This is a genomic window from Janthinobacterium glycogeni (assembly GCF_051380725.1).
In the GTDB taxonomy this organism is placed as follows: Bacteria; Pseudomonadota; Gammaproteobacteria; order Burkholderiales; family Burkholderiaceae_D; genus Janthinobacterium.
The window spans coordinates 49,617-67,767 of the sequence record NZ_JBNYXP010000003.1; the positions used below are offsets into that span (position 1 = coordinate 49,617).

General features: G+C 63.5%; 17 protein-coding genes. 14 read left to right on the forward strand and 3 right to left on the reverse strand.

Annotated features, from left to right (window positions below):
* Nucleotide 1 precedes the first annotated feature (1 nt).
* Together ACQ4W4_RS08515 and ACQ4W4_RS08520 are read right to left on the reverse strand one after the other, a co-directional pair.
* Complete coding sequence (locus tag ACQ4W4_RS08515) at nucleotides 2-364, reverse strand: STAS domain-containing protein (protein WP_034785745.1); 363 nt, start codon at nucleotides 362-364, stop codon at nucleotides 2-4.
* A gap of 7 nt (nucleotides 365-371) precedes the next feature.
* Nucleotides 372-1,250 (reverse strand): STAS domain-containing protein, encoded by an 879-nt coding sequence (locus tag ACQ4W4_RS08520; protein WP_436541595.1) that lies wholly within the window; start codon nucleotides 1,248-1,250, stop codon nucleotides 372-374.
* A 227-nt stretch (nucleotides 1,251-1,477) separates the two neighbouring features.
* Between ACQ4W4_RS08520 and ACQ4W4_RS08525 the strand changes: the two genes are divergently transcribed.
* The 4 genes from ACQ4W4_RS08525 to ACQ4W4_RS08540 all read left to right on the forward strand — a co-directional run bounded on the left by ACQ4W4_RS08525 (nucleotide 1,478) and on the right by ACQ4W4_RS08540 (nucleotide 5,229).
* Nucleotides 1,478-1,891 carry a hemerythrin domain-containing protein gene (locus ACQ4W4_RS08525; RefSeq protein WP_436541596.1) on the forward strand — a complete coding sequence of 138 codons (414 nt, stop codon included), beginning with the start codon at nucleotides 1,478-1,480 and terminating at the stop codon, nucleotides 1,889-1,891.
* A 31-nt stretch (nucleotides 1,892-1,922) separates the two neighbouring features.
* The gene (gene hmpA, locus ACQ4W4_RS08530; RefSeq protein WP_436541597.1) at nucleotides 1,923-3,104 is read left to right on the forward strand and encodes an NO-inducible flavohemoprotein; all 1,182 of its coding nucleotides are present in this window, start codon (nucleotides 1,923-1,925) and stop codon (nucleotides 3,102-3,104) included.
* A gap of 125 nt (nucleotides 3,105-3,229) precedes the next feature.
* Nucleotides 3,230-3,538 carry a DUF485 domain-containing protein gene (locus tag ACQ4W4_RS08535; RefSeq protein WP_436541598.1) on the forward strand — a complete coding sequence of 103 codons (309 nt, stop codon included), beginning with the start codon at nucleotides 3,230-3,232 and terminating at the stop codon, nucleotides 3,536-3,538.
* The gene (locus ACQ4W4_RS08540) at nucleotides 3,535-5,229 is read left to right on the forward strand and encodes a cation acetate symporter (RefSeq protein ID WP_436541599.1); all 1,695 of its coding nucleotides are present in this window, start codon (nucleotides 3,535-3,537) and stop codon (nucleotides 5,227-5,229) included. Before ACQ4W4_RS08535 ends, ACQ4W4_RS08540 begins: the two co-directional genes overlap by 4 nt.
* 76 nt (nucleotides 5,230-5,305) lie before the next feature.
* On the opposite strand, the gene ACQ4W4_RS08545 is transcribed toward ACQ4W4_RS08540, so the two are convergent.
* On the reverse strand, nucleotides 5,306-5,761 hold the full coding sequence (locus ACQ4W4_RS08545) for an RrF2 family transcriptional regulator (RefSeq protein ID WP_099667764.1): 456 nt from the start codon (nucleotides 5,759-5,761) through the stop codon (nucleotides 5,306-5,308).
* 341 nt (nucleotides 5,762-6,102) lie between these two features.
* Here ACQ4W4_RS08545 and ppc point away from each other — a divergent pair, with 341 nt between their 5' ends.
* The 10 genes from ppc (at nucleotide 6,103) to ACQ4W4_RS08595 (ending at nucleotide 17,851) form a co-directional block, all read left to right on the forward strand.
* Entirely contained in the window at nucleotides 6,103-8,856 is a 2,754-nt protein-coding gene (gene ppc, locus ACQ4W4_RS08550; protein ID WP_436541600.1) for a phosphoenolpyruvate carboxylase, read from the forward strand.
* Between the two features lie 165 nt (nucleotides 8,857-9,021).
* Entirely contained in the window at nucleotides 9,022-10,032 is a 1,011-nt protein-coding gene (gap, locus tag ACQ4W4_RS08555; protein ID WP_436541601.1) for a type I glyceraldehyde-3-phosphate dehydrogenase, read from the forward strand.
* Between the two features lie 90 nt (nucleotides 10,033-10,122).
* Nucleotides 10,123-11,583: a pyruvate kinase gene (pyk, locus tag ACQ4W4_RS08560; protein WP_083292642.1), complete on the forward strand. Its 1,461-nt coding sequence runs from the start codon at nucleotides 10,123-10,125 to the stop codon at nucleotides 11,581-11,583.
* Nucleotides 11,584-11,662: 79 nt separating this feature from the next.
* Complete coding sequence (locus ACQ4W4_RS08565; RefSeq protein ID WP_436541602.1) at nucleotides 11,663-11,914, forward strand: hypothetical protein; 252 nt, start codon at nucleotides 11,663-11,665, stop codon at nucleotides 11,912-11,914.
* A 61-nt stretch (nucleotides 11,915-11,975) separates the two neighbouring features.
* Complete coding sequence (locus ACQ4W4_RS08570; protein ID WP_436541603.1) at nucleotides 11,976-12,452, forward strand: DUF3617 domain-containing protein; 477 nt, start codon at nucleotides 11,976-11,978, stop codon at nucleotides 12,450-12,452.
* 134 nt (nucleotides 12,453-12,586) lie between these two features.
* On the forward strand, nucleotides 12,587-13,093 hold the full coding sequence (locus ACQ4W4_RS08575; protein ID WP_326457154.1) for a sigma-70 family RNA polymerase sigma factor: 507 nt from the start codon (nucleotides 12,587-12,589) through the stop codon (nucleotides 13,091-13,093).
* A complete protein-coding gene (locus ACQ4W4_RS08580) occupies nucleotides 13,090-14,058 on the forward strand; it encodes a FecR domain-containing protein (protein ID WP_436541604.1) in 969 nt (322 codons plus the stop codon). The genes ACQ4W4_RS08575 and ACQ4W4_RS08580 overlap by 4 nt, the downstream gene beginning before the upstream one ends.
* A gap of 236 nt (nucleotides 14,059-14,294) precedes the next feature.
* Nucleotides 14,295-16,754 carry a TonB-dependent siderophore receptor gene (locus tag ACQ4W4_RS08585; protein ID WP_436541605.1) on the forward strand — a complete coding sequence of 820 codons (2,460 nt, stop codon included), beginning with the start codon at nucleotides 14,295-14,297 and terminating at the stop codon, nucleotides 16,752-16,754.
* A 75-nt stretch (nucleotides 16,755-16,829) separates the two neighbouring features.
* Nucleotides 16,830-17,198, forward strand: a complete 369-nt coding sequence (locus tag ACQ4W4_RS08590; RefSeq protein ID WP_436497356.1) for a hypothetical protein — start codon at nucleotides 16,830-16,832, stop codon at nucleotides 17,196-17,198.
* Entirely contained in the window at nucleotides 17,195-17,851 is a 657-nt protein-coding gene (locus ACQ4W4_RS08595; RefSeq protein WP_436541606.1) for a hypothetical protein, read from the forward strand. The genes ACQ4W4_RS08590 and ACQ4W4_RS08595 overlap by 4 nt, the downstream gene beginning before the upstream one ends.
* Nucleotides 17,852-18,151: the final 300 nt, after the last annotated feature.

Below are 18,151 nucleotides of genomic sequence, written 5' to 3' on the forward strand. Positions count from 1 at the left end.
GTCATGCGCATGCGCCGCCCCGTTCCAGCAGCTTGATGCCCAGCTCCACGTTGAGCGCCGTGCTCACGCCTTCCAGGGTCAGTCCCAGTTCCACCAGGGTGATGGCGACGGCCGGCTGCATGCCGACGACGACGGTGCGTGCGTCGAGGATTTTCGCCATCGCCGCCGTGTTGCTGATCATGCGGCCGATGAAGGAGTCGACGATGTCGAGCGCGGAAATGTCGATCAGCACGCCCGTGGCGCGGTCCGTCACGATGCGGGTGGTCAGGTCGTCCTGCAGGGTCATCGCCAGGCGGTCATGCATGTCCACCTGGATCGTCACCAGCAGCAGCCGGCCCATGCGTAAAATGGGGATTCTTTCCATAGGCGCCTCAGTGTTGTTGCTGCTGGTAGGTGATGCTGGAACCCGTGCGTTTCAGGGCCACGACGAAGGCGTCGGCCAGGGTGGCCTTGGTCATCACGTCTTCCAGGTTGACGCCCAGGTGCACGATGGTTTGCGCGATCTGCGGGCGGATGCCGCTGATGATGCAGTCGGCGCCCATCAGGCGCGCCGCGGCGATCGTCTTCAGCAGATGCTGCGCCACCAGGGTGTCGACGGTGGGCACGCCCGTGATGTCGATGATGGCGATCAGGGCGCCCGTGTCGACGATCTTTTGCAGCAGGCTTTCCATCACCACCTGCGTGCGGGCGCTGTCGAGGGTGCCGATCAGGGGCAGGGCCAGCACGTTTTGCCACAGCTGCACCACGGGCGTGGACAGCTCCAGCAATTCCTGCTGCTGGCGCAGGATCACCTGTTCGCGCGCCTTCTGGTAGATGGCGATGGTCAGCAGGCCCAGCTCATCGAACAGCTTGCTGGTGCTGACGATGGCGTCGCCCAGCTGCTCCGGCTGCGCCGTGATTTGCTGGCGCAGATAGGCGAACAGCGGCTCCTTCAACGCGAACATGAAGCTGGCCGTGTCGATCGGCGAATAGCCCTGGCGCACGCGCGACTGCGATATTTCCGCCAGCAGCTGGCGCGTATCGTCCCAGGCGCCGCCTTCGATGTCGAACGAGTCGCCGCTTGCCAGCGCGCCCGCCAGCAGCGGCAGGAATTGCGACGCCTGCTGGCGCAGCTCGTTTTCGGCGATCTTGTCGCGCCGCACCAGGCGGGCGATCAGGCCGGCCATCCAGCCGTCCAGCAGTTCCGTGTGGTGTTCGTTGATGATGCCGGCCAGTTGCTGCGCCTGGCCCATGCCCGCTTTGTTTTTCATGCTGATCCTTGGCTGAAGTGGAGGGTGCGGCGCGGCCGTGAATGGATGCGCGCTGTGATGAATAAATTATAGGCAAGCACGATTGTGGCTTGTGTTCTGTGCCGCACATAGTGGCGCATGTCGATGTACATTCCTGTGGGAAACATTGGTGCTTTTAAAGATGCATGTAATTTGCATGTTTAAGCGAATTCCGCTACACTGGGAACACTCAACAAGAGAAACACACCATGAATATCGACAAATTCAAACAGCAGCACTTGGCCATCCTGGCCGCCATCGACGACTTGCGCCGGCTGGCGCGCGGCGGTGTCGCCGCCCAGGCGCAGGCCATCGCCGAACAGATCGTCGCCATGAGCGGCTTGATCAAGCTGCACCTGGCCGTCGAGCAGCGCTACCTGTATCCGGCCGCGCAGGCGTCCGGCGTGGCCACGGTGGCCCAGCTGGGGCGCCAGTATGAAAACGAGATGCACGGCATCGCCGGCGCTTATCTCGATTTCGCCGGCCGCTGGAATACACCGGTGCGCCTGGCAGCCGAACCGGAAGCCTTCCGCAGCGAAGCCAATACCGTGCTGCACGCGCTGTTCCAGCGCATGCGGCGCGAAGACCACGAGTTATACCCGGCCGTTGAAACGCTGGCCTGAGACCGCTTACCAATAGATACAGGAGTTTGACATGCTGACCCAAGAACAACGCGCCATCATCACGGCCACCGTCCCCATCCTCGAGCAGGGCGGCGAAGCGCTGACGCGCCATTTTTACAAGAACCTGTTCCGCGACCATCCTGAAGTGTTGCCGTACTTTAACCAGGCGCACCAGCACAGCGGCGACCAGCAGCGCGCGCTGGCCAATGGCGTGCTGATGTATGCCAAACATATCGATCAGCTTGCCGCGCTGGGCGACCTGGTGGCCACCATCGTCAACAAGCACGTGGCCCTGCAGATCCGCGCCGAGCACTATCCGCTGGTGGGCGCCAGCCTGCTGCAAGCCATCCGCGAAGTGCTGGGCGAAGAGGTGGCCAGCGACGCCGTCATCGACGCCTGGGGCGCGGCCTACGGCCAGCTGGCCGACATCCTGGCCGGCGAGGAAGGGCGCATCTACAAGGCGCAGGCGGCCGCGCCGGGCGGCTGGAGCGGCGCGCGCGACTTTACCGTGCGCAGCAAGACGGTGGAAAGCGCGGAGATCACGTCCTTCCTGCTGGCGCCCGCCGATGGCCAGCCCGTGCTCGACTTTGCGCCGGGCCAGTACATCGGCGTGCTGGCCACGGTCGATGGCGTGCCCATGCGCCGCCAGTACTCGTTGTCGGCCGCCAGCAACGGCCAGACCTACCGCATCAGCGTCAAGCGCGAAGCGGGCGGCAAGGTGTCGAATTTCTTCCACGACCACGTGCAGGCGGGCGACACCGTGCAGCTGACGCCGCCATCGGGCGACTTCGTGCTGACGGAGAGCGACAAGCCGCTGGTGCTGATCAGCGGCGGCGTCGGCATCACGCCGACCCTGGCCATGCTGACGGCGGCCCTGCGCGGCACGCGTCCCGTGCATTTCATCCACGCGGCGCGCAACCAGGGCGTGCATGCGTTCCGCGCGCAGATCGACGAACTGGCCGCGCAGCACCCGCAGCTGCAGCGCTATTACTGCTACGCGGAACATGGCGGCGAACAAGATGCGCCGGACGCCGTCGGCTTGCTGAACAAGGAGCAGTTGCATCACTGGCTGCCGGCCTCGCGCGACGTCGACGCCTACTTCCTGGGACCGCAGCCGTTCATGCGGGCCGTCAAGCAATACCTGCGCGAGCTGGGCGTGCCGGAACAGCAGACGCACCATGAATTTTTCGGACCGGCGGCCGCCTTGAACTGATTTTTTCTGTTGTGTTGTCCCGGCGAGAAAAAACGCCGCCGTAAGGGGCGGGTAAGCCTCGCGCTGTACTGTGAATCCAAGCTCGACAACAAAAGAGCAGCGTTTACATAACAGGAGGCAACACAATGCATGACGATCTCGTTCAAAAAATCAAGGGCGACCCCAGCTACCATCAGTTGGTCAAGGTGCGTTCCCGCTTCGGCTGGGCGCTGACGGGCCTGATGATGCTGGTGTACTACGGCTACATCCTGCTGATCGCCTTCGACAAGGAATTCCTGGCCACTAAAACGGGCGCCGGTGTCATGACCTGGGGCATGCCGATCGGCCTGTTCGTCATCGTGTTTACCGTGGTGATCACCGGCATCTACGTGCGCCGCGCCAACAAGCAATTCGACGACCTGACCAGCGCCATCCAGGCACGGGTGCAGGCATGAGCGCCGCGAAGCTCGCCTCGCGCGGCGCATCCTGCCTGAGTACCTGCCTGAGCGCACTGGCGCTGCTGGGCGCCAGCAATGCCGTGTTCGCGGCCGGCGCCGACCTGGGTCAGGCGGTCAAGCAGCCGACCAACTGGACGGCGATCATCATGTTCGCCGGCTTCGTCATCTTTACCCTGTTCGTCACCAAGTGGGCGGCCAAGAAGACCAAGTCGGCTTCCGACTTCTACACGGCCGGCGGCGGCATCACGGGCTTCCAGAACGGCCTGGCCATCGCGGGCGACTATATGTCGGCCGCCTCGTTCCTCGGCATTTCCGCTGCCGTCTTTTTGAACGGCTACGATGGCCTGATCTACGCCATCGGCTTTCTTGTCGGCTGGCCCGTCATCACCTTTTTGATGGCCGAACGCCTGCGCAACCTGGGCCGCTACACCTTTGCCGACGTGGCCGCCTACCGCTTCAAGCAGGCGCCGATCCGCATCTTTTCGGCTTCCGGCACGCTGGTCGTCGTGGCCTTTTACCTGATCGCGCAGATGGTGGGCGCGGGCCAGCTGATCAAGCTGCTGTTCGGCCTCGAATACTGGATCGCCGTCGTCCTGGTCGGTACCTTGATGATGATCTACGTGCTGTTTGGCGGCATGACGGCCACTACCTGGGTGCAGATCATCAAGGCCGTGATGCTGCTGGGCGGCGCCACCTTCATGGCCGTGGCCGTGCTGGCGCAATTCAACTTCAGCCCGGAAGCGCTGTTCGCCAAGTCGGTCGACGTGCACGTCACCAAGGAAGCCATCATGGGCCCCGGTTCTTTCATCAAGGACCCGATCTCGGCCATCTCGTTCGGTATGGCGCTGATGTTCGGCACGGCCGGCCTGCCGCACATCCTGATGCGTTTCTTCACGGTGCCGAGCGCCAAGGAAGCGCGCAAGTCCGTGTTCTGGGCCACCACCTGGATCGCCTATTTCTACATTTTGACCTTCATCATCGGCTTTGGCGCGATCGTGCTGGTGAGCACCAATCCCGAGTTCAAGGATGCGGCAGGCAAGCTGCTGGGTGGTAACAACATGGCGGCCGTGCACCTGGCCAAGGCCGTGGGCGGCAACGTCTTCCTCGGCTTCATGTCGGCGGTCGCGTTTGCCACCATCCTGGCCGTCGTGGCCGGCTTGACCCTGTCGGGCGCGTCGGCCGTGTCGCACGATCTGTATGCCACCGTCATCAAGAAGGGCAAGGCCACGGGCGCCAATGAATTGAAAGTGTCGCGCGTGACGACGATCGTGCTGGGCATTATCGCCGTGGTGCTGGGCATCGCCTTTGAAAAGCAGAACATCGCTTTCATGGTCTCGCTGGCCTTCGCCATCGCCGCCTCGGCCAACTTCCCCGTGCTGTTCATGTCGGTGCTGTGGAAGGATTGCACCACGCGGGGCGCCACCATCGGCGGCTTCCTGGGCTTGATCACGGCCGTGGCGCTGACGGTGGTGTCGAAGTCCGTATGGGTCGACGTGCTCGGCCATGGTGAAGCGCTGTTCCCGTACGCCTCGCCGGCGTTGTTCTCGATGACGGCCGGTTTTGTTGGCATCTGGCTGTTCTCGGTGCTCGACAAGAGCCCCCGCGCGCGCATCGACCGCGCCGGCTACGAAGCGCAGCAAATGCGTTCGGAGACGGGCATCGGCGCGGCAGGCGCCAGCGCGCATTGATGTTGTAGATCGTTCTGCAGGAAACAATGCCCGGCTTGCCGGGCATTGTTGTTTGTGGCACGCGCTTAGCTTACCCTTACTTGGCCACGCGCAGGGGAATCACGCCCGCCGCCAGCGCCGGCGCGCCCGGCGTCGCGTCGAGTATCGATGCGAGGGTCACGGTGTCGAGCACGGCGAGGAAGGCGGCCGTGGCCTGGCCCAGCTTGGCCTTCAGCAGGCAATCGGGCGTCAGCGGGCAGGTATTGTTTTCTTTGTTAAAACACTCCGCCATGAAGAAATCATTCTCCGTTTCGCGCACCACGGTGCCGATATTGATCTCGGCCGGGTCGCGCGCCAGGCGCAGGCCGCCATTCCTTCCGCGCACGGTTTCCACGATGCCGGACAAGCCCAGCTGGTGCACCACCTTCATCAGGTGATTCTTCGAGATGGCATGCAGGTCGGCGATGTCCTGGATGGTCACGAGGCGGTCGCGGTGCACGCCCAGATACATCAGGGTGCGCAGGGTGTAGTCAGTGTAGGCAGTCAGTCGCATGGGCATCGTTCATAAGATGTGGATTACATCTTTGTTTCATCCGCAGCATACAGGAGAGCGCCTGCCATGTGTGTTGTGCCGTCACTTTTCCGCCTTGAAAGACAAAAGTTGATTGCCTTTCGCTTAAATGCGTAGTAAATTTTCATATTGTTGCCCTGGCAAACAGCTTGCAAGCCCTTGTTGGTCCTGTGAGTAGGATTTTTATTGATGAAAATCAAGAGGATGGTGAAGCAATAAGGTAAATTTACTACAAAAATAGGATGATGGGCGTTTCCCGGCCGGGAAGCGCGTACTACGCAATCTGTGCGGTGCCGCCGTGGCCGCCCCAGGAAATACATACCATGCAAATGAATGAAGTGAAAGACGAGCTGCTGAGCAGCGATATCCGCCAGCTGGGCCGTCTGCTGGGCGACGCCATCCGCAACCACCTGGGCGACCCCGCCTTCGAGCGCATCGAACATGTGCGTCAGCTGGCCATTCGTTTCCGCCGCGACAATGATGAGGCGGCGCGCGCGCAGCTGTCGGACGCGCTGCAAGCGCTGTCGCAGGAAGAAACCACGCAATTGACGCGCGCCTTCAGCTATTTTTCGCTGCTGGCCAATATTGCGGAAGACCAACATCACATCCGCCGCACGCGCGCCCACCTGATCGCCGGTTCGCCGCCGCGCCAGGGTAGCCTCAGCCATGCCGTCGGCAACGTGTTTGACGCGGGCAAGGCCGATGCGCTGGAAGTTTTCTTTGAAGATGCGTTCGTCAGCCCCGTCTTCACGGCGCACCCGACGGAAGTGCAGCGCAAGAGCATCCAGAATTGCCAGATGGCCATTGCGCGCCTGTTGAGCGAGCGCGACCGCGTGCAAATGACGCCGGAAGAGGCGGAACAGAACGAAGAAGCGCTGGGCCGCGGCATCGTCACCCTGTGGCAGACGCGTCTGCTGCGCACGAGCAAGCTGTCCGTCATGGATGAAGTGGCCAACGGCCTGTCGTTCTATGACCACACGATCTTGCGCGAATTGCCGAAACTGTATTCGTCGCTGGAAACCATGCTGGCCCAGCGAGATGCCCGCTGGGAAGATGCGGAATTGCCCAATTTCATGAAAGTCGGCAGCTGGATAGGCGGCGACCGCGACGGCAATCCGTTCGTCACGGCCGACATCCTGCGCAGCACCCTGCAGGCGCAGGCGGACAAGGTGCTCGATTTTTACCTGGGCGAATTGCGCAAGCTCGCTTCGCAACTGTCGCTGGCGCAAATCCTGAACGCCTGCAGCGAGCCGCTGCGCGCGCTGGCCGAGCGCTCGGCCGACGCCTCGCCGCACCGCGTCGACGAGCCGTACCGCCGCGCCTTGCACGGCATCCATGCGCGCCTCGACGCCACGCGCGTGGTGCTATCCGGCAAGGGCAAGCAAGCGGACGGCGTGCAGCCTTACGCGGCCGCCGCCGACCTGCTGGCCGACCTGGACGTGGTCCAGCATTCGCTCGTCAGCAATGGCTTGCGCGCGCTGGCACGCGGCCGGCTGCGCCAGCTGCGCCGCGCCGTCAAGGTCTTCGGCTTTTCGCTGGCGCCGCTCGACTTGCGCCAGAATTCCGACGTGCATGAGCGCGTCGTGGGCGAACTGTTCGCCGGCGCCCAGCCGGGCCTGGTCTACCTGGACCTCGATGAAGAGCAGCGCATCAGCTTGCTGCTGGCCGAACTGGAGTCGCCACGCCTGCTGACCTCGCCATATGCGCAATACTCGGAAGAAACGACGTCCGAACTCGACATCTTCCGCGCCGTGCGTGCAGCCCACGTCAAGTACGGCCGCGAATCGGTGCCGAACTGCATCATCTCCAAGGCGGCCAGCGTCTCGGACTTGCTGGAAGTGGCCTTGCTGCTGAAAGAAGTGGGCTTGCTGCGCCAGGACAGCCGCGAAGTGGGCGTCAACATCATTCCCCTGTTCGAAACCATCGACGACTTGCGCGCCGGTCCCGCCATCATGGCGCGCGCCTTCGGCTTGCCGTTCTACCGGGGCTTGCTGGCGTCGCGCGCGGACCAGCAGGAAGTCATGCTCGGTTACTCGGACAGCAACAAGGACGGCGGCTTCTTGACGTCCGGCTGGGAACTGTACAAGGCCGAGATCGAGCTGGTGACGGTCTTCAAGGAATATCACATCAAGCTGCGCCTGTTCCACGGCCGCGGCGGCTCCGTGGGACGCGGCGGCGGACCCAGCTATGAAGCCATCCTGGCCCAGCCGGCCGGCGCCGTGCAGGGACAGATCCGTTTGACGGAGCAGGGCGAAGTCATCACGGCCAAGTATGCGAACCCGGAAGTGGGGCGCCGCAACCTGGAAGTGCTGGTGGCCGCCACCATCCAGTCGACCCTGCTGCCGCAGGCGCAGCTGCAGCCGAAGGCTTCGGCCGGCGCGGGCCACCTGGCCGCGATGGAAGAACTGTCCGGCACGGCCCTGAACGCTTACCGCGACCTCGTCTACGGCACGGAAGGCTTCGAGCAGTATTTCTGGGAATCGACGGTGATTTCGGAAATTGCCGCGCTGAACATCGGCAGCCGTCCCGCCTCGCGCAAGAAATCGACCTCGATCGAGGATTTGCGCGCCATTCCCTGGGTCTTGAGCTGGGCGCAATGCCGCTTGATGCTGCCTGGCTGGTTCGGTTTCGGCTCCGCCGTGCAAGCCTACCTGGCCGCCCATCCCGCCGATGGCGCGGACGTGCTGCGCGGCATGTACACGGATTGGCCATTCTTCACGTCCCTGCTGTCGAACATGGACATGGTCCTGGCCAAGAGCGACATCGCCATCGCTGGCAAGTATGCGGAACTGGTCAAGGACAAGGCCTTGCGCGACGCCATCTTTACGCGCATCCGCGCCGAATACGCGGCCACCCTGGACGCCCTGAAGCTGATCACGGGCCAGGAAGAGTTACAACAGGCCAATCCGCTGATGCAGCGCTCGATACGCAACCGTTTCCCTTACATCGACCCGCTCAACCACGTGCAGGTGGAGCTGTTGAAACGTTTCCGCGAAGGTAAACAGGATGCGGCGGCGCGCACGGGTATCCACTTGTCGATCAATGGCATTGCGGCCGGCCTGCGCAACAGCGGTTAGATGGCACCGAACCAAACCTACTGCGCGTCGTGATTTGCGGCCTGCGATGCTCACTGTGCTCAAGCACAGTTCCGCTTCTCAGCCACAACTCCCTTCCGCTCGCTACGGTTTTGTTCGGCGCTGTAAGTGTCAGGTGAATCATTTAAATAATATCAAGGAGACAGCATGACCATCAAAGTTGCCATCAATGGCTATGGCCGCATCGGCCGCAATGTCTTGCGCGCGTTTTATGAAGGCGGCAAGCAGCAGGATATCGACATCGTCGCCATCAACGACCTGGGCGACGCCAAGTCGAATGCGCATTTGACGCGCTACGACACGGTGCACGGCAAGTTTCCCGGCGTCGTCGCCATCGATGGCGACAATATGCTCGTCAATGGCGACCGCATCCGCGTCTTCGCGCAGCGCGATCCGGCCCTGATACCGTGGGGCGAGCTCGGTGTCGACGTGGTGCTCGAATGCACGGGTTTCTTCACCACCAAGGAAAAAGCCTCGGCTCACTTGAAGGGCGGGGCGAAGAAAGTCATCATTTCCGCGCCGGGCGGCAAGGACGTGGACGCCACCATCGTGTTCGGCGTCAACCAGCACGTGCTGAAAGGCACGGACACGGTCATTTCGAATGCCTCGTGCACGACGAATTGCCTCGCGCCACTGGTCAAGCCGCTCAACGACGCCATCGGCATCGAATCGGGCCTGATGACCACCGTGCACGCCTACACGAACGACCAGGTATTGAGCGACGTGATGCATGAAGACTTGCGCCGCGCCCGCTCGGCCACGCATTCGATGATCCCCACCAAGACGGGCGCGGCGGCCGCTGTCGGCCTCGTCTTGCCGGAACTCAATGGCAAGCTCGACGGTTTTGCCATCCGCGTGCCGACGATCAACGTCTCCTTGGTCGACCTGTCCTTCATCGCCAAGCGCGATACCAGCGTCGAGGAAGTCAACGCCTTGCTGAAAACGGCCTCGGAAGGCGCGCTGAAGGGTATTTTGACGTATCAGACGGAACCGCTCGTTTCCATCGATTTCAACCATAACCCGGCCTCGTCGAACTTTGATGCGACCCTGACCAAGGTCTCGGGCCGTCTCGTGAAAGTGTCGTCATGGTACGACAACGAGTGGGGCTTCTCGAACCGCATGTTGGACACCACTGTCGCCCTGATGGCGGCCAAGTAACAAGAACCACCGCTGATCCAGCGAACCAGGACGGCCGGCCCACAAGGCCGGCCCTTGTAGCAGCACGAACTTTATAGAAAGCAGCACACCATGACCATGCAAGTACAGCAACGCGCCACCAAGATCGTTTCCACCATCGGCCCCGCTTCGAACGATATCGATACCCTGGTCCGCATGTTCAAGGCCGGCGTTGACGTCGTGCGCCTGAACTTCTCGCATGGCAAGGCGCAAGACCATATCGACCGCGCCCGCATGGTGCGCGAAGCGGCAGCGCTGTGCGGCCGCGAAGTGGCCATCATGGCCGACTTGCAAGGCCCGAAAATTCGCGTCGGCAAGTTTGAAGAAGGCAAGATTTTCCTGGAAAACGGCGCCAAGTTCATCCTGGACGCGAAATGGGGCGAAAACGGCGAGCTGGGCAACATCGAGCGCTGCGGCCTCGACTACAAGGAATTGCCGCGTGACTTGCGCGCCGCCGACGTGCTGCTGCTCAACGACGGCCTCATCGTCCTGACAGTCGACAAGGTGGTCGGCAGCGAAATCCACACGACGGTGAAAATCGGCGGCGAATTGTCGAACAACAAGGGCATCAACCGCCAGGGCGGCGGCTTGTCGGCCCCGGCCCTGACGGCCAAGGATATGGAAGACGTGAAAACGGCGATGAGTTTCCAGGCCGATTACGTGGCCGTGTCCTTTCCGAAAAATGCCACCGACATGGTCATGGCGCGCCAGCTGGCCAATATCGCCGGCGAAGCGTGGGACCACAAGCCGATGATGATCGCCAAGATCGAGCGCGCGGAAGCCATTCCCGCGCTGCAAGAAATCCTCGACGCGTCCGACGGCATCATGGTGGCCCGTGGCGACCTGGCCGTGGAAGTGGGCAATGCGGCCGTGCCGGCCTTGCAAAAGCGCATGATCAAGATGGCGCGCGCGTCGAACAAGCTGGCGATCACGGCCACGCAGATGATGGAATCGATGATCGTCAACGCCGTGCCGACCCGCGCGGAAGTGTCCGACGTGGCCAATGCCGTGCTCGACGGCACGGACGCCGTCATGACGTCGGCGGAAACGGCCTCGGGCCGCTACCCGATCGAAACGGTGGAAGCGATGGCCGCCATCTGCCTGGACGCGGAAAAATGGGATACCTGCAAGCTGGACGCCGATTTCCTCAACGCCACGTTCTCGCGCATCGATCAGTCGATCGCCTATGGCGCGCTGTTTACGGCCCATCACCTGCGCGTGAAGGCGATTGCCACCCTGACGGAATCCGGTTCCACGGCCCTGTGGATGAGCCGTTGCAACATCGATATCCCCATCGTCGCGCTGACCCCGAGCGTGGGCACGCGCCGCAAGCTGGCCCTGTACCGCAACGTCAGCACCCTGGAACTGACGTCCGGTACCGACCGCGACAAGGTCTTGCAGCAGGCGGAAGACTTGCTGGTCGAACATAAAGTCGTGGCCAAGGGCGACACCGTCGTGCTGACCTGGGGCGAGCCGATGGGCAAGGTGGGCGGCACGAATGCGTTGAAGATCATGAAGATCGGCCAGCACTGACCGTCTCGTCAGCCGCCAGCCGCCTGTAATCTTAAGAATGGCTGAAAAATAGGCCGCTGGCCGCCAAGCGCAATGGCCGATGCCCGATTTGCCATTGCGGTGGCCGCATTTCCGTGTCAGCATGGCTTTCCTGCCTTGCAAGGCGCATCCGGAGCGCATGATGACTGAATACCTGCCTGCCCTGATCTGGTCGCTGTCGGCCTTCGCCTGTCTCTTCATTGCCAAGCGCCGCTCCTTGAAAACGACGGCTGTCAGGGCCATCCTGGTGGTGCTTCTGGGGCCGTTAGCCATTCCCTTCGTGCTGGCCGCCAGGCCCGAGATGCACGGCTAAGCGTGCGGCCTGCGCGCGTTCCTCTTTGCTATATTCACACTTTTAGCTGAATGGAATGCCCATGAAACGCAGTGCGACCTTGTTCCTGATGACTATTTTTTGCGCAGCCGCGTCCGCCTCGGCGGCGCAACCGGCGCAGCGTTTGCAGCGCGCCACAGGCTTGTGGAAGGTAACGCCCGCCACCTCGCCGTTTTCCTGGGAAATCTGTGTCGATCAGCAACGCGACCGTCTGATCGATGACGACTTGTGGAGCGATTTCGAGCAGGAATGCCAGATCGCGTCGCAAAGCCGCCAGGGCGACAGTTATACCTTCCAGTCCAGCTGTCCTGGCGCGAAGCTTGCGGGCAGTTTCCAGGGCGACCTGGCCAAGGCGTATACCCTGACCGCCGACACCACTATCGAACTGAACGGCAAGACCGAGGTGCAACGCACGGAACTGGCGGGCGTATTCCTCGGTGCCTGTCCCGCCGGGCTGGCGCCGGGCGCGAAGAAAATGCGCGGGGGCATGGTCATGAAGAGCTTGTATCTCAGCCGCTAAGAGCCGGCAACCGCGCTGAAACAACGGTTTCCAGCGATAGGCAGGCGCCGGCATTGACGCCCGAGGCAATGATTTGTGATAATGAGAATTATTATCAATTAGACGCGCCTTGCCTTGCGCATCGGAGTCCCCCAGTGAACATTGCGCAGTCCAGCGATTCAATAGCCGGCATCTACAGCCACCACCACGGCTGGCTGATGCGCTGGCTGCGCGCCAAGCTGCAGTGCGCCGACCATGCTGCCGACCTGGCGCACGATACCTTTGTGCGCCTGCTGACGGCGCCGCCGGAAGGACGGCAGAGCCTGCGCGAACCGCGCGCCTATCTCACCACCGTGGCGCAGCGCCTGCTGATCGACCATTACCGGCGCGTGTCGCTGGAGCAGGCGTGGCTGGAAACCCTGGCGCAGCAGCCCGATCTGCTGATGCAGTCGCCTGAAGAGCGTTTGCTGGTATTGGAAGCCTTGCAGCGCATCGATGCCATGCTCGACGGCTTGCCGCCGCTGGTGCGCAATGCCTTCCTGCTGGCGCATGTCGATGGCCTCGCTTATGGAGAAATCGCCCGGCGCCTGGGCGTGAGCGAGCGCAGCATCAAGCGCTACATGGTGCAAGCGTTCGAGCGCTGCATTCTCTTGATCCTGTGAACGCCGCGATCGACCCGCGCGCCGCCCGCGCGGCGGCGCAATGGCTGGTGCGCCTGCACGGGGGGCCTTTGAACGTTGACGAACAGCAAGCCTTCCAGGCCTGGCGCGCCAGCGATCCCGCGCACGAAACGGCCTGGCAGCGGGCCGAGCTCGTGTGCGGCACCCTGGCCGGCGTGCCGCCCGCGCTGCGCCAGGCGGCGGACGGGGCGCCGCAGTCGCCGCATCGGCGTGCCGTGCTCTACGGCCTGGCCGGGCTGATCGCGGCCGGGCCGGTGCTGTGGCTGGCAGGCCAGTCGGCGCCGTGGCAGGGGTGGCGCGCCGCCATCCGCACGGCCAGGGGCGAAATCCGCCACATGACACTGCCTGATGGGACACAACTGGTGCTCAATACGGACACGGCCATCGACCTGCGCTTTGACGGCGCAGCGCGGCAGGTTGTGCTGCGTGCGGGGGAGATCCATGTCGCCACGGCGCACGACGGGGCCGTGCCTGCGCGCCCCTTCCTCGTGCGCAGCAGCAATGGCACCGTGCGCGCGCTGGGCACGCGCTTCAGCGTGCACCAGGGCGGCGGCGTGCTGGCGCCGCGCACGCAGGTGGGCGTCAGCGAGGGCGCGGTGGAAATCGAGCCGGCGCAAGCGCCCGGCGCTTTGCGCAGGGTCGATGCGGGCCGGCAGGGCAGTTTCGACGACATGGCCGTGTCGCCGTTGACGCCGCTGGCGCGGCATGCGGACGCATGGCTGATGGGCGTGCTGGTCGCCGAGCGCATGCCGCTGGGCGAGGTGCTTGAGCAGGTGGCCCGCTACCGCTATGGCGTGCTGCGCTGCGATCCGGCGCTCGCTGCCATGCCTGTGGACGGCATCTTCCAGTTGCACGACCCGGAGAACATCCTGCTCTTGCTGCAGCGCGCCTTGCCGATTCGGCTGGCGCGCCGCACGCGCTACTGGATCAATGTCGAGGCGGCTTGAGATTGTCGGCTTACGCGTGGCCTTGCCACGCTAAGCCGACCTACGACTAAGCCGACCTACGACTGTCGCGCATAGTAGGTCGGCTTAGCCCGCAGGGCGTAAGCCGACATGCTCCAATTTACTTTTGCCTGTCCCTTTTTTCGGCTTGCTTCGTCATACAAGGTAGAGAACGAACAATCCGAACCATCGAAAGGGTTTACATGGCTTTGCAACACCGTACTTTGACAGCAGCACGCATGACGCTCCATCCCACCACCGGCGCCGTGCGCGCCGCGCTGCTCTTGTTCCTTGCCGTGGGCGCGGCCGGCGCCACTTTGCCGCAAAAGGCGCTGGCGGCCGACTCCAGCCAGGCAGCCAGCGCACGCGACTACAGCATTCCCGCCGGCAGCCTGCGCGATGCGCTGGCCTCGTTTGCCGTCGCCGCCGGCGTGAACCTGTCCATGCAGGGCGTGGCGCTGGACGGCCTGGTGACGCCGGGCTTGCAGGGCCGTTATGGTGTCGCGGCCGGTTTGCAAACGTTGCTGCAAGGCAGTGGCCTGGAGGTGACAGCCAGCGGCAGCGGCAATTATCTGTTGCGCAAAATGAATGCCGGCACGGCCGATGGCGGCCTGGCCAGCATGCCCGCCGTGGTCGTCAGCGCCGAGGCGGACCGCGCCACGGAAGGCACGGGTTTATATACGGCGCGCGCGATGTCGACGGCCACCGGGTTGAACCTGTCGCAACGCCACACGCCGCAAACGGTCAGCGTGATTTCGCGCCAGCAGATGGAAGATTTCGATTTGACCACCTTGCAGGACGTGGCGCGCGCCACGCCTGGCCTGTATGGCAAGACGCAGGGCGTGTCCGACCAGGAAACCACGTATTTTGCACGCGGTTTTGCTTTGAGCCACGTCAACGTCGATGGCTTGCCGCTGGATGTCACGGGTTTCAATGAACGCAACGTCTCGGCCGACATGCTGATGTACGACCGGGTGGAAGTGGTGCGCGGCGCCACGGGTTTGATGGAAGGGGCGGGCGCGCCGTCGGGCAGCATCAACATGATACGCAAGCGCCCCACGGCCACGCCCCTGCTGAATGCGTCCGCCCACCTGGGCAGCTGGAAGGACCGGCAGTTGACGGTGGACGCCAGCAATGCCTTGAACGCCTCGGGCAGCGTGCGCGGCAGGGTGGCGGCCAGCTGGCGCGACAGCGACAGTTTCGTCGACGTGGTCAACAATACCAATGGCACCGTGTATGCGATCGTCGAGGCGGACCTGACGTCGTCCACCACGGCCGGCGTCGGCTTTTCGCGCCAGCACAGCCGCACCGACGGCGTGTCCGTCGGCTTGCCGACGTTTGCCGACGGCCGTCACATGGATTTGCCCCGTTCCACTTTCCTGAATAACGCCGATTCCTTCCAGAAACGCGACAACAACGTCGTCTTCGCCGACCTGGAAACCAGGCTGGAGCAGGGCTGGCGCAGCCGCTTCGCCATCACGCATATCGATGCCTCTTCATCGACGCGCAACACCACCAATAGCCGCATCGCTGGCGAGATTTATCGGTTCAGCCAGTCGGAAACGGGCTGGAAGTACAACACGGAACAGGTGGTGGCTGACTGGCGCCTGAGCGGACCCGTCACCTGGTTCGGCCGCCAGCACGACGTCATCGTGGGCGCCAGCTATCGCCACGACGATTCGGATGCGGGGCAGAGCTGGGAGGGCGCCGGGACGCGCGTGATCGATATCCGCCACTGGAATCCGCGCGCCTATCCGATGCGCGGCGCGGCGTTCGAGCCGTACAACTGGGGCCGCAAGACGGACGAGAAGGGCATTTATGCGGCCGGCAACTTCAGCCTGGCCGATCCGCTGCGCCTGGTGCTGGGCGGGCGCTTCGGCTCGTATGCGCAGGATGTCACGGGATGGTACTCGACCAATCCGACCTCGCGCCGCAGCCTGACGGAAAATGCCAAATTTACGCCGTACGCGGGCCTCGTCTATGACGTGGATCAACACCATTCCGTGTATGCGAGCGGCACGCAGATCTTCGAGCCGCAAAGCTCGCTGGACGTGCGTGGCAATACCTTGCCGCCGTTGAGCGGCACCAACCTGGAAGTGGGCGTCAAGGGCGAGTATTTCGGCGGCAGGCTCAATGCCAGCGGCGCTCTGTTCCGTATCCGGCAAAACAACCGCGCCATGGCCGACGAACTCAATTGCCCCACGGGCGGCGCCATCTATTGCGCCCGGGCGGCCGGGCAGGTGCAGAGCGAAGGCGTCGACCTGCAATTGTCGGGCTCGCCCTTGCCGGGCTGGCAGGTCGCGGGCGGCTACACCTATGTGCTGGCCAAGTACACGCAGGACAGCGTGGCGGCGAATATCGGCCAGCGCATCGCCACGGACGAGCCGAAGCAATTGTTCAAGCTGTACACGACTGTGCAGCTGCGCGGCAGCCTGGCGCGGTGGAATCTGGGCGGCTCCGTGTACGCGCAGGACAAGATCTACCGCCGCGACACGGGCTACCTGACGCAGCAGGGCGGCTACGCCATCGTCGGCTTGACGGCCGGGTACCGCCTGAGCGAGCAGGTGCAGCTGCGCGTCAGCGTCGACAATGTGCTGGACCGCCGCTACTATCAGGGCCTCGGCTATGCATGGTCGGGCGGGCTGGAACGCTACGGCGCGCCGCGCAGCGTGCTGCTGTCCCTGAACTACAAGCTGTAGCCGTGGCGCCAGCGGAGCGCGCCCGGGCGGGCGCCTCTGCTACACTGCCGCCGTCTTCACTTTTACACGGTTCCCATGTCCGCCACGCCTGTCTTCACGCCCCTGAAAAGCGCTTTCCAGCAATCGCGCGCCGAGAATAACATCGAGCTGATCTTGCCCGAACTGCTGGCCGCGCAATTGCACGTCGTTATCGGCGGGCAAAGCGAGCAGATCGACCTGTTCCTCGTGCCGTCGCCGAACCCGGAGCGCCGCTGCGTGACGGTGGCGGAAGACCCGGCCTTCCTGGCCGGCATCAATTTCCCCAACATTCCCGTGACGGGCGCGCAACTGCTCGCGTCGATTCCCGCCGAGGTCGAGATCGTTATCCTGCATGGCGACGGCGCCAACTACCTGACGCGCGAGCAGCTGGCGTGGTTCCGCGGCATGCTGGCGCCGACCGCTTGAGCGGAAAGCCGGCACCCCAGCTGAAAGGGGCGCGCGCCGAATGGATACGCTTTGCGCCGGCCGACGATGCCAGTTCCCAGGCAGCGATGATGGCCAATCTGCGTCCCGTGCTGTGGCGCAGCGTACTGCTGGGCGGCTGCGCCCTGATCCTCGCCTTTGTCCTGCAAGCCGTCTGGCGCGACGCGTCCTACGCGGGCGAGGCAGTGCTGCTGCTCCTGCCGGCGCTGGCCGCCTGGATCGCGGGCCTGGTGCTGTTTCCCGGACGCGCTTTGCTCTTTCATGTGGAACTCGACGATGCGGGCCTGCTGCTGCGGCGCCATGCGCGGCGCTTGCCCGGCTGGGACAGGACCGTGCGGCTGGAGCTGGCGCAATTGCAGCGGCTGGACGTGGTCACGTATGGGGGCGCATTGCAGGTCTACCGGACCGCGGCACCGCTGGCGCGCGTGGAGCTGCTGCTCTACACGCGCCTGGCGGACTGTCCGCTGATCCGCGTGGTGGGCTTGCACCTGCCCGTGCCGCAGCGCTGGTCGCTGTGCCAGATCAAGGAGGAGCTCAGCCGCCGCTGTGGACTGGCCGGCATCCCTGTCAACGAGACGTTCGGCCCGCTGAGCCAGCAATCCGAGGCCATCCGCGCGCGCTGGCCGCAGGCGTAGGCCGACCATTGTCGTATCGCCGCCGCAATAACTATCATTTTTGATAACTGTATTGCTGAAGTCCTATGAATATGTTCACAAAGCAACTATACTACTAATTCTTTTAAAAATCATCGTCACGCTGGCGGCCAGCTATCCGCGCCAGAGTTCGTACGCATTCCGCTTTTTCCCTCTGTAAAAAGCACCTTTCCCCCGCGCGGCAGGCGCGGGCGTGATGACCGAGCCTTGCCCTGGTCGATTGCTGCCGTTGTCATTTTCGCTGTGTTGCCGCTTTACTAAAAAGCCCGGCGCCGGCGCGCG

Bases quoted from the DNA above. Each gene is read 5' to 3' on its own strand.
- ACQ4W4_RS08515 (WP_034785745.1), bottom strand. From the start codon at position 364: ATGGAAAGAATCCCCATTTTACGCATGGGCCGGCTGCTGCTGGTGACG.
- ACQ4W4_RS08520 (WP_436541595.1), bottom strand. From the start codon at position 1,250: ATGAAAAACAAAGCGGGCATGGGCCAGGCGCAGCAACTGGCCGGCATC.
- ACQ4W4_RS08525 (WP_436541596.1), top strand. From the start codon at position 1,478: ATGAATATCGACAAATTCAAACAGCAGCACTTGGCCATCCTGGCCGCC.
- hmpA (WP_436541597.1), top strand. From the start codon at position 1,923: ATGCTGACCCAAGAACAACGCGCCATCATCACGGCCACCGTCCCCATC.
- ACQ4W4_RS08535 (WP_436541598.1), top strand. From the start codon at position 3,230: ATGCATGACGATCTCGTTCAAAAAATCAAGGGCGACCCCAGCTACCAT.
- ACQ4W4_RS08540 (WP_436541599.1), top strand. From the start codon at position 3,535: ATGAGCGCCGCGAAGCTCGCCTCGCGCGGCGCATCCTGCCTGAGTACC.
- ACQ4W4_RS08545 (WP_099667764.1), bottom strand. From the start codon at position 5,761: ATGCGACTGACTGCCTACACTGACTACACCCTGCGCACCCTGATGTAT.
- ppc (WP_436541600.1), top strand. From the start codon at position 6,103: ATGCAAATGAATGAAGTGAAAGACGAGCTGCTGAGCAGCGATATCCGC.
- gap (WP_436541601.1), top strand. From the start codon at position 9,022: ATGACCATCAAAGTTGCCATCAATGGCTATGGCCGCATCGGCCGCAAT.
- pyk (WP_083292642.1), top strand. From the start codon at position 10,123: ATGACCATGCAAGTACAGCAACGCGCCACCAAGATCGTTTCCACCATC.
- ACQ4W4_RS08565 (WP_436541602.1), top strand. From the start codon at position 11,663: ATGCCCGATTTGCCATTGCGGTGGCCGCATTTCCGTGTCAGCATGGCT.
- ACQ4W4_RS08570 (WP_436541603.1), top strand. From the start codon at position 11,976: ATGAAACGCAGTGCGACCTTGTTCCTGATGACTATTTTTTGCGCAGCC.
- ACQ4W4_RS08585 (WP_436541605.1), top strand. From the start codon at position 14,295: ATGACGCTCCATCCCACCACCGGCGCCGTGCGCGCCGCGCTGCTCTTG.
- ACQ4W4_RS08590 (WP_436497356.1), top strand. From the start codon at position 16,830: ATGTCCGCCACGCCTGTCTTCACGCCCCTGAAAAGCGCTTTCCAGCAA.